At 64.1% G+C, this 14,021-nt stretch carries 14 protein-coding genes; 8 read left to right on the top strand and 6 right to left on the bottom strand.

What is annotated here, in order from left to right:
* Nucleotides 1-123 precede the first annotated feature (123 nt).
* From ACP150_RS14640 to ACP150_RS14670, 7 genes are all read left to right on the top strand, one after another.
* Entirely contained in the window at nt 124-1,149 is a 1,026-nt protein-coding gene (locus ACP150_RS14640; protein WP_424967406.1) for a substrate-binding domain-containing protein, read from the top strand.
* An 83-nt stretch (nt 1,150-1,232) separates the two neighbouring features.
* Nucleotides 1,233-2,702 carry a phosphate ABC transporter permease subunit PstC gene (pstC, locus tag ACP150_RS14645; RefSeq protein WP_424967407.1) on the top strand — a complete coding sequence of 490 codons (1,470 nt, stop codon included), beginning with the start codon at nt 1,233-1,235 and terminating at the stop codon, nt 2,700-2,702.
* Nucleotides 2,699-4,054: a phosphate ABC transporter permease PstA gene (gene pstA / locus ACP150_RS14650; RefSeq protein ID WP_424967408.1), complete on the top strand. Its 1,356-nt coding sequence runs from the start codon at nt 2,699-2,701 to the stop codon at nt 4,052-4,054. Before pstC ends, pstA begins: the two co-directional genes overlap by 4 nt.
* 15 nt (nt 4,055-4,069) lie before the next feature.
* Nucleotides 4,070-4,864 (top strand): phosphate ABC transporter ATP-binding protein PstB, encoded by a 795-nt coding sequence (gene pstB, locus ACP150_RS14655; RefSeq protein WP_424967409.1) that lies wholly within the window; start codon nt 4,070-4,072, stop codon nt 4,862-4,864.
* Entirely contained in the window at nt 4,864-5,568 is a 705-nt protein-coding gene (gene phoU, locus ACP150_RS14660; RefSeq protein ID WP_424967410.1) for a phosphate signaling complex protein PhoU, read from the top strand. The genes pstB and phoU overlap by 1 nt, the downstream gene beginning before the upstream one ends.
* A 15-nt stretch (nt 5,569-5,583) precedes the next feature.
* Nucleotides 5,584-6,270 (top strand): phosphate regulon transcriptional regulator PhoB, encoded by a 687-nt coding sequence (phoB, locus tag ACP150_RS14665; protein ID WP_424967411.1) that lies wholly within the window; start codon nt 5,584-5,586, stop codon nt 6,268-6,270.
* A gap of 125 nt (nt 6,271-6,395) precedes the next feature.
* Complete coding sequence (locus tag ACP150_RS14670; protein WP_424967412.1) at nt 6,396-6,845, top strand: hypothetical protein; 450 nt, start codon at nt 6,396-6,398, stop codon at nt 6,843-6,845.
* 3 nt (nt 6,846-6,848) lie between these two features.
* On the opposite strand, the gene ACP150_RS14675 is transcribed toward ACP150_RS14670, so the two are convergent.
* Nucleotides 6,849-7,886, bottom strand: a complete 1,038-nt coding sequence (locus tag ACP150_RS14675; RefSeq protein ID WP_424967413.1) for a patatin-like phospholipase family protein — start codon at nt 7,884-7,886, stop codon at nt 6,849-6,851.
* 52 nt (nt 7,887-7,938) lie between these two features.
* Nucleotides 7,939-8,712: a 3-hydroxybutyrate dehydrogenase gene (locus ACP150_RS14680; RefSeq protein WP_424967414.1), complete on the bottom strand. Its 774-nt coding sequence runs from the start codon at nt 8,710-8,712 to the stop codon at nt 7,939-7,941.
* 444 nt (nt 8,713-9,156) lie between these two features.
* On the opposite strand from ACP150_RS14680, the gene ACP150_RS14685 reads away from it, so the two are divergent.
* On the top strand, nt 9,157-10,980 hold the full coding sequence (locus ACP150_RS14685; RefSeq protein WP_424967415.1) for an extracellular solute-binding protein: 1,824 nt from the start codon (nt 9,157-9,159) through the stop codon (nt 10,978-10,980).
* Nucleotides 10,981-10,996: 16 nt separating this feature from the next.
* Here the strand turns inward: ACP150_RS14685 and ACP150_RS14690 are convergent, their stop codons facing one another.
* The 4 genes from ACP150_RS14690 to ACP150_RS14705 form a co-directional block, all read right to left on the bottom strand.
* Nucleotides 10,997-11,704: a DUF502 domain-containing protein gene (locus ACP150_RS14690; RefSeq protein ID WP_424967416.1), complete on the bottom strand. Its 708-nt coding sequence runs from the start codon at nt 11,702-11,704 to the stop codon at nt 10,997-10,999.
* A 108-nt stretch (nt 11,705-11,812) separates the two neighbouring features.
* Nucleotides 11,813-12,721 (bottom strand): pseudouridine-5'-phosphate glycosidase, encoded by a 909-nt coding sequence (locus tag ACP150_RS14695; protein WP_424967417.1) that lies wholly within the window; start codon nt 12,719-12,721, stop codon nt 11,813-11,815.
* On the bottom strand, nt 12,718-13,614 hold the full coding sequence (locus ACP150_RS14700) for a PfkB family carbohydrate kinase (protein WP_424967418.1): 897 nt from the start codon (nt 13,612-13,614) through the stop codon (nt 12,718-12,720). The genes ACP150_RS14695 and ACP150_RS14700 overlap by 4 nt, the downstream gene beginning before the upstream one ends.
* 49 nt (nt 13,615-13,663) lie before the next feature.
* Nucleotides 13,664-13,999, bottom strand: coding sequence for a cupin domain-containing protein (locus ACP150_RS14705; protein WP_424967419.1), 336 nt, complete (start codon nt 13,997-13,999; stop codon nt 13,664-13,666).
* Nucleotides 14,000-14,021 lie beyond the last annotated feature (22 nt).

Consider the following 14,021-nt stretch of genomic DNA (forward strand, 5'->3'; position numbering starts at 1 on the left):
TGGGCGGCGGCGCCCGTCATAAAAGCGTTACAAAACTTTAACAAAAGCATCGCCAAAGGCGCCTAGGACACCAGCGAGTGCCGGACACACGGCGCCTATCGTTACACCTAGGAGAGCTATCTCATGTCTTATGTCAAACTCGCTGCCTCCGTTGCTGCGGTTGCCCTTGTGTCGGCCACGGCCGCCTCTGCCCGGGATCAGGTCCAAGTAGCCGGGTCGTCCACCGTGCTGCCCTACGCGGCCATCGTGGCCGAAGCCTTTGGCGAGAATTTCGAGTTCCCGACACCGGTCGTTGAATCCGGCGGATCCTCGGCGGGCCTCAAGCGGTTCTGCGAAGGTGTGGGCGAGACCACGATCGACATCGCCAATGCGTCCCGCAAGATCCGCGACCGCGAGATTGCCGCCTGCGCCGAAGCCGGTGTGACCGACATCGTGGAAGTGCGCATCGGCTATGACGGCATCGTCTTTGCCTCCGACATCAACGGCCCGTCCTTCGCGTTTACCCCCGAGGATTGGTACAAGGCGCTGGCCGCCGAGCATTTCGTGAATGGCGAGCTGGTGGCGAACACCTTCTCGACCTGGGATCAGGTCAACCCGGACTTCCCGGCGCAGGAAATCCAGGCCTTCGTGCCCGGCACCAAGCACGGCACCCGCGAAGTCTTTGAAGAGAAGGTGATCCTGCAGGGTTGCGAAGACGGTGGGTTCTTCCAGGCGATGCTCGACAGCGGCGTGGATGAGGACACCGCCGAAGAGAAATGCATGGCGCTGCGCACCGATGGCCGCTCCGTGGATATCGACGGCGACTACACCGAGACCCTCGCGCGCATCGACGGCGACAAGGACGGTATCGGCGTCTTCGGTCTGGCCTTTTACGAGAACAACACCGACAAGCTGACCGTGGCCACCATGAATGGCGTTGTGCCCACGACCGAGGCGATTGCCGCAGGTGAGTACCCGGTGTCCCGTCCGCTCTACTTCTACATCAAGAAAGCCCATATCGGCGTGATCCCGGGTCTGCAGGAATTCGCGGAATTCTTCGTGGCCGACGAGATTGCCGGCCCGGACGGCCCGCTGGCCGCCTATGGCCTCGTGTCCGACCCGGAGCTGGGCGACACCCAGGCCATCGTGGCCTCCGGCGAGGCGATGTAAGCCAACGCGACTGACGCGGGGAGGGGCGGATGACCGCCCCTTCCTTCATTTGAAGACTTGCAAACTGGACGGTGGGAGCGGATATGCCGGTTCTCTGGATCATAGTGACCATTCTCGTCCTGGCAGCCGCCGGGTATGGGATGGGTCGCCAAAGGGCGATGTCGGCAGCCGGGGGCGATGCCCGGGCGCTGCATTCGCTGCCCAATTACTACGGCATGAATGTCGTGCTGTTCACCGTCGCACCGGCCTTGATGATCATGGTTCTGTGGCTGCTGGTGCAACCCGGGCTGATCGAATCCCGGATCTCGTCGCTGATCCCGGAGAGCGCGATTTCCGAGAACAGCACCCTGTCGCTGGTGATGAGCGATGTCCGCCGGATCGCCGACGGGCTCGACGCCGCCGTGGCACAGGGCGTGCTGAGCGAGACAGAGGCCCGCGCGCTGCAGGCCGAACAGACCGACGTCCGGCAGCAGCTTGGCGAAGTCGGTGTGGCCCTTGGCAGCGAGGTGGGGGCAGCGACCTTGCAGGCGGCGCAAAGCTACCGCGCGATGAACGCCTCCCTCGCCAGCTGGATGAGCGTCGTGGTGCTGGCCATCGCCGCCATCGGGCTTGGCATCTCGGTGCTGCGCACTCACAAGGATTTCCGCGCCCGCAACACGGTCGAAGCGGCGATCCTTGCCCTGCTGATCATCGCGTCCTCGATCGCGATCCTCACGACCCTCGGCATCATCCTGTCCATGCTGTTCGAGACACGAAATTTCTTCACCCAGTACCAGTGGACCGATTTCTTCTTCGGCACGACCTGGAGCCCGAGTTTCAGCGGCCGGGGCGGGGCGTCGGAGTTGGGCATCCTGCCGCTGCTCTGGGGCACGCTCTATATCAGCTTCATCGCGCTGCTCGTGGCCGTGCCCATCGGGCTCTTTGCGGCGATCTACATGTCGGAATATGCGAGCTCCAAGGTCCGCTCGGTGGCCAAGCCGCTGATCGAGATCCTCGCCGGGATCCCGACCATCGTCTACGGCCTCTTTGCGCTGATCACGGTGGGGCCGCTCCTGCGGGACTATTTCGCGGCCCCCCTCGGGCTGGGTCAGTCAAGCTCCAGCGTCATGACCGCGGGCATCGTCATGGGCGTCATGCTGATCCCCTTTGTCAGCTCGCTCAGCGATGACATCATCAACGCGGTACCCCAGGCCATGCGCGACGGCTCGCTGGGCCTCGGCGCCACCCAGAGCGAAACCATCAAGCAAGTGGTGATCCCCGCCGCCCTGCCGGGCATTGTCGGTGCGATCCTGCTCGCAGCCTCGCGCGCCATCGGCGAGACCATGATCGTGGTGCTGGGGGCAGGGGCGGCGGCCAAGCTCGACCTCAACCCATTCGAAGCCATGACCACGGTCACCGTCAAGATCGTCAGCCAGCTGACGGGCGATACGGATTTCGCCTCGCCCGAGACTCTGGTCGCCTTTGCGCTGGGTCTGACCCTCTTTGTCATCACGCTGGGGCTCAATGTCCTCGCGCTCTACATCGTCCGCAAGTACCGGGAGCAGTACGAATGAGCGACGCAAGCCTCGGCAGCGCCAGCCCGGCCCAGCCCAAATCCTCTTCGCTGCTGGTTCAGGACGACCGGACCAAGAAGCGCAACGCCGCCGAAAGTCGGTTCAAGATGTATGGCATGGCCGCGGTCGTGACCGGCATCCTTGCCCTTGTTCTTCTGCTGGCCTCGATCCTGTCCAACGGGCTGAGCGCCTTCCAGCAAACCTATGTCACGCTGGAGATCGAGCTGCCCGAAGACAAGCTCGACAAATCCGGCGTGCGGGACCTCGCGGTCATGCGCAAGGTCTCGACCTTCGGCTACGCGCCGCTGATTGCCACGGCGATGGAGGCCAAGCTCGAGGCCGAAGGCATCGCCATCGAGGGGCTCAGCGCCAAGCAGGCGGGCGGCATCATCTCGAAGGATGCCCCGGCGCAGCTGCGCAACTTCGTACTGGCGAACCCCGAAGCCGTCGGCACGACCCAGACCTTCGAGCTTCTGGCCAATGGTCGGATCGACGGCTACCTCAAGGGTCGCGTGACCATGGAGACCGCAGCGCTCGACAAGAATGTCTCGCCCGAGCAGCTTTTGCTGACCGACGCGCTGCTGGAGCTGGGCACGTTGGAGCAGCGCTTCAACTGGTCCTTCTTCACCAATCCCGACGCCTCCGGTCAGCGGCCCGAAGCGGCGGGCCTGGGCGTGGCGATCCTCGGCTCGATCTACATGATGCTGGTGGTGCTCTGTCTTGCGCTGCCCATCGGGGTCGCGGCCTCGATCTATCTGGAGGAATTCGCGCCGAAGAACCGGCTGACCGACCTGATCGAGGTGAATATCTCGAACCTCGCGGCGGTGCCTTCCATCGTCTTCGGGATCCTCGGCCTCGCGATCTTCATCAATTTCGCAGGCCTGCCGCAATCGGCGCCCATCGTCGGAGGGCTGGTGCTGACCCTGATGACCTTGCCGACGATCATCATCTCGACCCGCGCCTCGCTGAAATCCGTGCCGCCCTCGATCCGGGACGCGGCCCTCGGGATCGGCGCGTCCAAGATGCAATCGGTGTTCCATCATGTGCTGCCGCTGGCCGCGCCCGGGATCCTGACCGGAACGATCATCGGTCTGGCCCAGGCCCTGGGAGAGACGGCGCCGCTTCTGCTCATCGGGATGGTGGCCTTTGTCCGCGAGTACCCGGCGGGCCCGCCCGAAGGATTTTTCGACCCCGCCTCGGCCCTGCCGGTGCAGGTTTACAACTGGACCCAACGGTCCGACCCGGCTTTCGTCGAGCGCGCCTCTGGGGCGATCATTGTGCTGCTCGTGTTTTTGCTCATCATGAATGCGATCGCGATCCTACTGCGCCGTCGCTTCGAGCGCCGCTGGTAATTGGGAGAGCGTGTCATGAACGATATGCGTCTGACGGAGAGAGCAGTGCAGGAAGAGAAGAAAATCGCGGCCCGCGGCGTGCAGGTCTATTATGGCGACACCCACGCGATCAAGGACGTGGATGTCGATATCCTCGACAAGACCGTCACCGCGTTCATCGGCCCGTCGGGCTGTGGCAAGTCGACCTTTCTGCGCTGCCTGAACCGGATGAACGACACGATCGATGTGGCCCGGATCGAGGGCGATATCCGGATCGATGGCGAGGATATCTATGACCCCAAGGTCGATCCGGTGCAGCTGCGCGCCAAGGTCGGCATGGTGTTCCAGAAGCCGAACCCGTTTCCGAAATCGATCTATGATAACGTGGCCTACGGGCCGCGTATCCACGGGTTGAGCCGGAACAAGGCGGAGCTGGACGAGATCGTCGAGCAATCCCTGCGCCGGGCGGCGATCTGGAACGAGGTCAAGGACCGTCTGGACGCGCCGGGCACGGGTCTCTCGGGTGGTCAGCAGCAGCGTCTGTGCATCGCGCGGGCCGTGGCCACCAGCCCCGAGGTCTTGCTGATGGACGAGCCGTGCTCGGCCCTCGACCCGATTGCGACCGCCCAGGTCGAAGAGCTGATCGACGAGCTGCGCCAGCGCTTCTCGGTGGTCATCGTGACCCACTCCATGCAACAGGCCGCGCGGGTCAGCCAGCGCACCGCCTTTTTCCACCTCGGCAATCTGGTCGAGTATGGCGAGACCGGGACGATCTTCACCAACCCCGAAGACCCCCGCACCGAAAGCTACATCACAGGACGGATCGGCTAATGGTTATCGATAGCGCGCATATCGCCTCTGCCTTTGACCGCGATCTCGAGGCGATCCAGGCCCTGATCATGAAGATGGGCGGGATGGTCGAGGAACAGATCGTCGACGCCGCCCGCTCGCTCGCGGAGCGTGACGAGGAACTCGCCGAGACCGTGCGCAAGCGCGACAAGCAGATCGACCTGCTCGAAGAGCAGATCAACGAGGAAGCCGCGCGGCTCATTGCGCTGCGGGCGCCCACCGCCGGGGATCTGCGCGTGGTGCTGACGGTCATGAAAATGTCCGCCAATCTCGAGCGGATCGGCGACTATGCCAAGAACATGGCCAAGCGGACCTCGATCCTCGTGCAGCTGCAGCCCGTGGGCAATTCCGCAGGCTCTCTCAAGCGGATGGCCAAGGATGTGGAGATGATGCTTCGCGATGCGCTGGACGCTTATCTGCGGCTCGATGTCGAGATGTCCGAGGCGATCCGCCTGCGCGATCAGGAAGTGGATCAGATGTATAACGCGCTGTTCCGCGAGTTCCTGACCCATATGATGGAGGACCCGCGCAACATCACCGCCTGCATGCACCTGCATTTCATCGCCAAGAATATCGAGCGGATGGGGGACCACGTCACCTCCATCGCGGAACAGGTGATCTACATGGTCAGCGGCGAGATCCCCGATGACGATCGCCCGAAACTCGACCGCACCAGCGTCAAGTAAACCCGAGGTACCCACATGACCGAGCAGCCCACTGTTTTGCTCGTTGAGGACGAACCGGCGCAACGCGAGGTGCTGTCCTACAATCTGGAGGCCGAAGGGTTTCGCGTGGCCGAGGCCGAGAATGGCGATGAGGCCATGCTTCTGGTGGAAGAGGAGCATCCGGATATCATCGTGCTCGACTGGATGCTGCCGGTCGTCTCGGGGATCGAGGTCTGCCGGCGGCTGAAATCCAAGCCCGACACCCGCGCCATCCCGATCATCATGCTCTCGGCCCGCTCCGAGGAGGTTGACCGGGTGCGCGGGCTGGAAACCGGGGCGGATGACTATGTGGTCAAACCTTATTCGGTGATCGAGCTCATGGCCCGGGTCCGTGCCCAATTGCGGCGGGTGCGGCCCTCGACCGTGGGCCAGCAGCTGACCTTTGATGACATCCTGCTGGATGCCGAGAGCCACCGGGTGTTCCGCGACGAGCAGGCGCTGAAACTCGGGCCCACCGAGTTTCGCCTCCTGGCGACCTTCATGGAAAAACCGGGCCGGGTCTGGTCGCGCGAGCAGTTGCTCGACCGGGTCTGGGGGCGCGACATCTACGTGGATACGCGCACGGTGGATGTCCATATCGGACGGCTGCGCAAGGCCCTGTGCCAGCATGGCGGCAATGATCCTGTGCGCACCGTGCGCGGCGCGGGATACTCGCTCGGCTAAGCGCTTAAAATCGGCCCGGTTCGGGCCGTTTTGCCGCGGCTTGTAAACGTTTTGATCAGAATTCTTAACGGTTTCTCAAACCGGTTGCGCGATGCTTGACCCATTCGCGAAGGGATCTTGGGTCGATGAATAATTTCCACCGCCGGTATAACCCGCTGTTGACGATCATTGTCTGTACGGCGCTGCCCGCCACCAGTGCCTATCTGCTCTATCAATACACCGACAATCCGACGCTGCGCCCCCTTGGCATCACCAAGGAACAGCTCGTGCGCGTGCCGGGCGAGGCCAGCTCGATCGCCATCCGGGTGTCCGTGGATTGGGGCCGCGATCAGCCGGACGGGCCGAGCAAGAACGAGCTGCACAACATCATCGCCAACACGCTCTTCAACTTCACCGATGACTTCGTGATCAAGTTCCGGGACGTGCCCGGGGCGGATGTGGGCGTGAGCTTTACGGTCGGGGCCAATTCCTATGGCCCCTTCACACCGGACCGGATGCTCGACGGTATCATCCCCTCGCTCATGGCCTGGGACGCCACCAAGACCGCCCATGAGCGGCGCGCCGCCGCGCCCTGAGCCTCAGCAGATCATCCGGGCCAGATCCACGGTGGGCCGCACCCCGACCGATGGCAGATCCGCATCGAGGAAGCTCTGCGCCGCGGCCTCTCCGGCGGATTTGAGCGATAGGATCACCGCCGGGTTGGGATAGATCTTGGTCGCCTCCGAGAGGGTCACCATCAGCCCGTCATCGGCGATCATGTGGATCAGCACGTCCTTCATGGACCCTTTGACCAGCCGCCCATCAGCCAGCATCTCATGGATCGACTGGATATGCGCCAGTTCCTGGATCAGCGAGGAATTGAAGCTGATCTCGTTGACCCGGTTGGAGATTTCCTTGGCTGTATGCGGTATCGCCTCGCGGTGAAGCGGGTTGATATGCACGATCACCACGTCCCCGGGCAGCTCAGGATCCTGGGTCAGCGGCTCCAGCGCGGGGTTCGCGGAATAGCCGCCATCCCAATAGCTTTCGAGCCGGTCCGTCGCCGGATCGAAAATCTCAACCGCCCGGAACAGGGTCGGAAGGCAGGCCGAGGCCAGGATCGGCGCCTCGCCGATCTCGGCCCCCGTAAAGACCCGCAGCTTGCCGGTGCGCACATTGGTGGCACAGACGTGGAATTTCGGCCCGCTATCACAACAGATCTTGTCGTACTTGAATTCTTGCACGATCCGCGAGAGCGGGTTATGCGCGCCAAAGGGCGTGTCATAGGGGCTGACGAACTGCTCCATGGTTTCGGCCAGCACCGCATAGGGCGAGAATTCGAGCGCTGCGGCGATCACGCTGGGCGGGAAGACTTCGAGCCAGGGCGCAAAGCGCGTGTCGTGGATCCCGCCGATCTGACCCCAGAGCCAGTCGAGATTCTCGCGCGCGTCCTCGTTGGTGCCGCCCTTGGCCAGGGCCGCCTTGACCGCCGCGCCGTTCAGGGTCCCAGCGGATGTGCCCGAGATCCCGGCGATTTCCAGCTCCGGCTCCTGCAGCAGCCGGTCCAGCACGCCCCAGGTGAAGGCCCCATGGGCGCCGCCCCCTTGCAGGGCCAGATTGATCCTCTTGCGCGCCATGGGCGGCCTCCCTCGCTGAGTTGTCTGTCTGACCGGTTTGGCCCGGTCAGCGTCAGAGCGCCGTCCAGCCGCCGTCAACGGACAGGGTCGTACCGGTGATCTGGGCTGCCGCATCCGAGCACAGGAACACGCAGGTGCCGCCCAACTGCTCGACCGTGGCAAACTCCTTGGACGGCTGGCGTTCGAGCATGACCTTCTTGATCACCTCGTCGCGGCCCATTTTGTATTTCTCCATCGTGTCGGGGATCTGCGCCTCGACCAGCGGGGTCAGGACGTAGCCCGGGCAGACGGCGTTGCAGGTGATCGGCTCCTGCGCGGTCTCGAGCGCCACGGTCTTGGTCATGCCGACCACCCCGTGCTTTGCCGCCACATAGGCCGCCTTGAAGGGCGAGGCGGTCAGGCCATGGGCCGACGCGATGTTGATGACCCGCCCCCAGCCCGCTGCCCGCATGAGGGGCAGGGCCGCCGCCGTGGTGTGAAACGCCGAGTTCATGTTGATCGCGATGATCGCATCCCACTTGTCCGCCGGAAACTCGTCGATCGGGGCCACATGCTGGATGCCCGCATTGTTCACGAGGATGTCGCATTTGCCCGCGGTCTCGATCAGCGCACGGCACTCGTCGCCTTTGGACATGTCGGCCTTGATGTAGCGGGCACAGGTTCCGGTCTCTGCCGCGATCTCATCGGCCAGGGCGTGGTCCGCGTCGCGGTCAGTGAAGCTGTTGAGCACCACATCCGCGCCCGCGCGCGCAAGCTCCCATGCGACACCAAGGCCAATGCCCGAATTCGACCCGGTGATGATGGCGGTTTTTCCTTTGAGCGACATGGTGCGGCTCCCCTTGATTCTCGGCAAACATTCTGCAGCTGCAAAGGTAACGACGCAGATGCAGAATGACAAAGGTCTTGGCACCGCGCCCGGCGTCCTGCGGCCATGGCCGTGATCGGCGGGCAGGTGGTCGCCGGCGGGGCTCAAAAGCCTTTGGAACTTGATCCGGATCGCGTTGGCACAGGCCCGGGGGGAGGCCCGTCATTCGCTGCGCATTTTTGAGGCACCGCCTCTCAACCCCAACAATGTGAACCAAAAAAAACGCCCGCACGAAGCGGGCGTTAAGTCATTGAGGCAGGTTTCATACAGGCAAGAAACCTATCGAGCAGTGACCCTGTTATAGGCAATCGCCTGCGCGCATCCAAGGGAAAAGTTTGCAGCCCCCATGCGGCATCGCTACGGTTCGAAACAAACCACACGTTGAGATGGGGATCAGGGCAGGTCATGAAACGGTTTGGCGCGACAAAACGACTGGGGGCGCTGCTCTGCGGCTGTGTGATCACATGGGCCGGAGGGGCCTGGGCAGAGCCCGCTCATGGCATCGCTATGTATGGCGACCCGGCGCTTCCACCGGATTTTGTGTCTCTGCCCTACGCCAACCCGGACGCGCCCAAGGGGGGCCGGATCGTCACGGGCGAGGTTGGCGGCTTTGACAGCCTCAACCCGCATATCCGCAAGGGGCGGGTTCCGTGGCAACTGCGTTTTCTGGCCTACGAGAGCCTGATGGGCCGGTCCTATGACGAGCCCTTCACCCTTTACGGACTTCTGGCCGAATCGGTGGAGGCGGATCCGGACGGGCTCTGGGTCGAATACACCCTGCGGCCCGAGGCGCGATTCTCTGACGGCAGCCCGGTGACGGTCGAGGACGTGTTGTGGTCCTACGAGACACTCGGGACAGTCGGCCATCCCCGTTACCTGGGCGCATGGACCCAGGTGGCCTCGGCCGAAGCCGTGGGCGAGCGCAGCCTGCGCTTCACCTTTGTCGAGCCAAACCGGGAGCTTGCGCTGATCATGGGCATGCGCCCGGTGCTGAAGAAAGCGCAATGGGAGGGCAAGGATTTCGCCGAATCCGGTCTCGACGAGATCCCGATCACCAGCGCGCCCTATGTGATCGACAGTTTTGAGCCCGGACGCTTCCTGACCCTGCGGCGCGACCCGGACTATTGGGGCGCGGATGTGCCTTACCGCAGGGGGACCCAGAACCTCGACGAGATCCGGATGGAGTTCTTTGGCGATGCGGGCGTGATGTTCGAGGCCTTCAAGGGCGGTCTGATCACCACGATCCGCGAGACCAATGCTGCGAAATGGGACCAGCAATACGATTTCCCGGCCATCCAGTCGGGCGAGATGGTGAAATCGATCATCCCCCATGAGCGTCCCTCGGGCATCATCGGGTTCGCCATGAACACCCGCGACGGGGATTTCGCCGATTGGCGCGTGCGCTCGGCGATGATCCACGCCTTCAATTTCGAGCTGATGAACAACACGCTCAACGGGGGGGAGGAGCCGCGCGCGACCTCCTATTTCTCGAACTCCGTGCTTGGCATGCGCGACGGCCCGGCGGAGGGGCGCGTGGCCGAGCTGTTGGCGCCCTTTGCCGAGACGCTGATCCCCGGCACGCTGGAGGGCTACAACCTGCCGGTCTCAGACGGCTCCGAGGCGAACCGGCGCAACATCCGCAAGGCTCTGCGCCTGATGGAGGAGGCAGGGTACACGATCGAGGAAGGGGTCATGACGCGCCCGGATGGTACGCCCATGACCTTCGAGATCCTCGTTTCGCAGGGCAGTTCCGAAGTGCAGTCGATGATCAACATCTACGCCAAGGCGCTGGAACGTCTGGGGATCGAGATCACCACCGCCACCGTGGACAGCGCCCAGTATCGCGAGCGCACGGATTCCTATGATTTCGACATGACCTATTACCGGCGTGGCCTGTCCCTGAGCCCGGGGAATGAACAGCGGCTCTATTGGGGCGCGGACGGGGTCGAAACGCCGGGCACGCGCAACTGGATGGGGATCGCGGACCCTGCGGTCGAGGCGATGATCGACGCCATGCTGAGCTCGGCCAGCCACGAGGAGTATGTGGCTGCCGTGCGCGCGCTGGACCGGGTGCTGACCGCCGGGCGCTATGTGATCCCGATCTGGTACAGCCCGGTCTCGCGCATCGCCCATGACGCGGATCTCACCTATCCCGAGACCCTGCCGGCTTATGGGGATTTCATCGGGTTCCAGCCGGATGTGTGGTGGTCGAAATCGGCGGGCAATTGACCCGCCGCGCCAAAGGTCAGATCGACTTGATCCAGGCCTGTTCGCGCACCTTTTTCGGATCGGTATCCGGATAGACCAGACCGGCCGAGATCACGAGCTTGGCCGCATCCTCGACCGACATGTCGAGCACCTTCACGTCCCGTTTGGGCACGAAAAGCAGAAAGCCCGAGGTCGGGTTCGGCGTTGTCGGCAGAAAGACCGAGATCATCTCATCCTCGCCCTTGGCCGCGATCTCCCCCTTGGCGGAGGTCGAGATGAAGGCAATCGCCCAGATATTCCGGCGCGGATACTCCACGAGGCAGGCCTTGTCGAACGAGGTGCTGCCCGAGGCGAGCACGGTCTCGGCGATCTGTTTCATCCCGCCATAGACCGAGCGGACCACGGGCATCTGCGTGACCACGCCTTCGGTCCAGCGGATCACCGACCGGCCCAGCAGGCCCTTGGCCAGCCAGCCGACGGTCAGCGTGAAGAGCAGGAAGAACACCACGCCCACGCCGCGGATATCGACGGTGACGTCGAAATACTCCTTGATCAGCAGGACCGGGTTGTAGCGCGCGGGCACAAAGGGCAGCACCCAACTGTCGATCAGGCCGACCACGGACCAGACCAGCCAGACCGTCACCGCGATCGGCGCGATCACGATCAGTCCCGTCAGGAAGTTCGCGCGCAGCCGGGCAAAGATGCCGCGTTTCGGCACTTGGCGTGGATCGGGATCGAGTTTCACGGGCACCAGCTCTCACGGGGTCGGTCGGGTTGTATCTAGGCGGCAGAGGGGGCGCGCACAAGCGCACACTGCCCAGTCTTTGCCCACGTCGCGACGTTGAGCCGCTTTTCAGTCCATCGCGACCAAAGCGGAGGCAATCTCTGCCCCGAGCCGAGCGTTGTTGCGCACCAATGCGATATTCGCCGTCAGGGACCGGCCCTCGGTCGCCTCAAAGATCCGACCGAGCAGGAAGGGCGTGACATCCTTGGCGGCGATGCTCTGGGCTTCGGCCTCGGACAGCGCGGTCTCGATCACCGGCAGGATCTGATCCTCGGGCAGGGCGTCCGCCGCGGGGACCGGGTTCGCGATCAGGTGACCGCCCTTGAGCCCCAGCGCCCGGCGCGCCGCGATGCAGGCGGCGATCTCGGCGGCACCGTCCACGCGCAGAGGGGCGGGCAGGGTGCTCTCGCGCATCCAGAAGGCCGGGAAGCTGTCCGTTCCGTTGCAGAGCACCGGCACCCCGAGGCTTTCCAAGAGCTCAAGCGTCTTGGGCAGATCGAGGATGGCCTTGGCCCCGGCGGCCACCACGGCCACGGGCGTGCGCGCCAACTCGTAAAGATCCGCCGAGACGTCAAAGCTCGTCTCCGCCCCGCGATGCACGCCGCCAATCCCGCCCGTGGCAAAGACCGCGATCCCGGCCATCTCGGCGGCGATCATGGTCGACGCGACCGTGGTCGCACCGGTCCGCCCAGTGGCCACCGCATAGGCCAGATCCGCGCGGCTGAGCTTGAGGACATCCTCGGCCTGCGCCAGGGTCGACAGCTCGGCCTCGGTCAGCCCCACATGGAGCTGGCCCTCCAGAACGGCAATGGTCGCGGGCACGGCCCCGGCGGCGCGGATATCCGCCTCGACCTGCTGCGCGGTCTCGAGGTTCTGGGGATAGGGCATGCCATGGGTGATGATGGTGGACTCGAGCGCCACCATGGGGCGCCCTTCGGCCCGGGCCTCGGCAACCTCGGGAGCGTAGCGGGGGGTCATTCGGTGTCTGTCTCCGATTGCGAGATATAGCGCGCCGCGGCGTCCACGGCGGCGGCAAGGGCGGTTTCGGGGTCGGCCCCGGCGATTTCGGCGGCCATGTGACCGGCCATGAAAGTGTCGCCCGCGCCCGTCACCCGGCGCACGGGCACGGGGGGCGGAGCGACGGTGAAGGAGTGGCGCGCAGAGGCATCCGTTGCGGGGTTCGCGCCGTCGGTGATCACCACCCGGTGCGCCCCCATCCCCAGCAGGATCGACGCCGCCTGCTGTGTCGTCTGGCTGGGATGATCCGAGATCAGGTTGGCCTCGATCAGGTTCACATGGAGCGTTGCGTCCGAGGCCGACAGGAACGGCAGCAGCCGTTTGGCCTTGCCCGGCGACGCTGGCGCGACCCGTAGATCCGCCCGGGCAAAGAGCGGGCTATGGGCAATCTCGTTCAGCATCTCATCGGTGAGGTTCCCGTCCAGCGCCACCATCCCGCGCCAAGGCTGTTCAGCCGAGCCAAGACGGCCATCGGCCAGTGGGGTGAGGATCGCATCCCCGGCATCCTCCAGCGAATGGGCATCGGCAATCGCCGCGATCAGCCCGTTGCTGCCCTCAATCGCCATGTAGCGATCCGTGGGCCGGTCGCTGCGATAGACATGTTCGGTGACCATGCCCATGGCGGCGGCCCGTCCCAGAAGCTCATCGCCTTCGGCATCCGTGCCCACCGCCGACAGGAGCGCAGGCAGCAGCTCAAAGCGGCAAAGCGTCATGGCAATGTTCATCGCCACGCCCCCCGGCACCCGCCGGATCAGACCCGGGACGTCATAGCCGGATTTCATCTTGATGGGGGCATGGCCGACCGTGTCCCACAGGACCGCGCCAATGCAGAGAACGTCAGGAGAATGTGCCATGGCCAAGCTGTTTCACACCGCGCGGGCCGGGTCCAGAGAGCAGATGCGCTCAGCCCCGGAGCGGGTAGCGATCCGGCTCTTCGAACATGTCCAAAGCTACGGTGCCCGCGGTGACCTTGACCGCATGTTCCGTACCCGAGGGAATGTCATAGCTCTCGCCGGGACCATAGCTGCGGGTTTCGCCGTTCATTGTCAGCGTGACCGAGCCTTCGAGGACACTGCCCCATTGGCCCTTGTGGCTGTGCGGGGGCAGTTCGACATCCTGATGAAACCGGAAAAACACCACCAAAGCCGTGTCCGAACGCACCACATTGGTGGTGACAACGCTGTCGGGAAAAGGCAAATCGAGGCTCGGCAGATCGTCCAGAAAAGAGGGCAGGGGCATTGGGTGTCCTTTGCATTCGGGC

It is taken from the genome of Dinoroseobacter sp. S375 (assembly GCF_049800775.1).
Lineage (GTDB): Bacteria > Pseudomonadota > Alphaproteobacteria > Rhodobacterales > Rhodobacteraceae > Dinoroseobacter.

Coding starts and splice junctions, on each gene's coding strand:
- ACP150_RS14640 (WP_424967406.1), top strand. CDS start 124: ATGTCTTATGTCAAACTCGCTGCCTCCGTTGCTGCGGTTGCCCTTGTG.
- pstC (WP_424967407.1), top strand. CDS start 1,233: ATGCCGGTTCTCTGGATCATAGTGACCATTCTCGTCCTGGCAGCCGCC.
- pstA (WP_424967408.1), top strand. CDS start 2,699: ATGAGCGACGCAAGCCTCGGCAGCGCCAGCCCGGCCCAGCCCAAATCC.
- pstB (WP_424967409.1), top strand. CDS start 4,070: ATGAACGATATGCGTCTGACGGAGAGAGCAGTGCAGGAAGAGAAGAAA.
- phoU (WP_424967410.1), top strand. CDS start 4,864: ATGGTTATCGATAGCGCGCATATCGCCTCTGCCTTTGACCGCGATCTC.
- phoB (WP_424967411.1), top strand. CDS start 5,584: ATGACCGAGCAGCCCACTGTTTTGCTCGTTGAGGACGAACCGGCGCAA.
- ACP150_RS14670 (WP_424967412.1), top strand. CDS start 6,396: ATGAATAATTTCCACCGCCGGTATAACCCGCTGTTGACGATCATTGTC.
- ACP150_RS14675 (WP_424967413.1), bottom strand. CDS start 7,886: ATGGCGCGCAAGAGGATCAATCTGGCCCTGCAAGGGGGCGGCGCCCAT.
- ACP150_RS14680 (WP_424967414.1), bottom strand. CDS start 8,712: ATGTCGCTCAAAGGAAAAACCGCCATCATCACCGGGTCGAATTCGGGC.
- ACP150_RS14685 (WP_424967415.1), top strand. CDS start 9,157: ATGAAACGGTTTGGCGCGACAAAACGACTGGGGGCGCTGCTCTGCGGC.
- ACP150_RS14695 (WP_424967417.1), bottom strand. CDS start 12,721: ATGACCCCCCGCTACGCTCCCGAGGTTGCCGAGGCCCGGGCCGAAGGG.
- ACP150_RS14700 (WP_424967418.1), bottom strand. CDS start 13,614: ATGGCACATTCTCCTGACGTTCTCTGCATTGGCGCGGTCCTGTGGGAC.
- ACP150_RS14705 (WP_424967419.1), bottom strand. CDS start 13,999: ATGCCCCTGCCCTCTTTTCTGGACGATCTGCCGAGCCTCGATTTGCCT.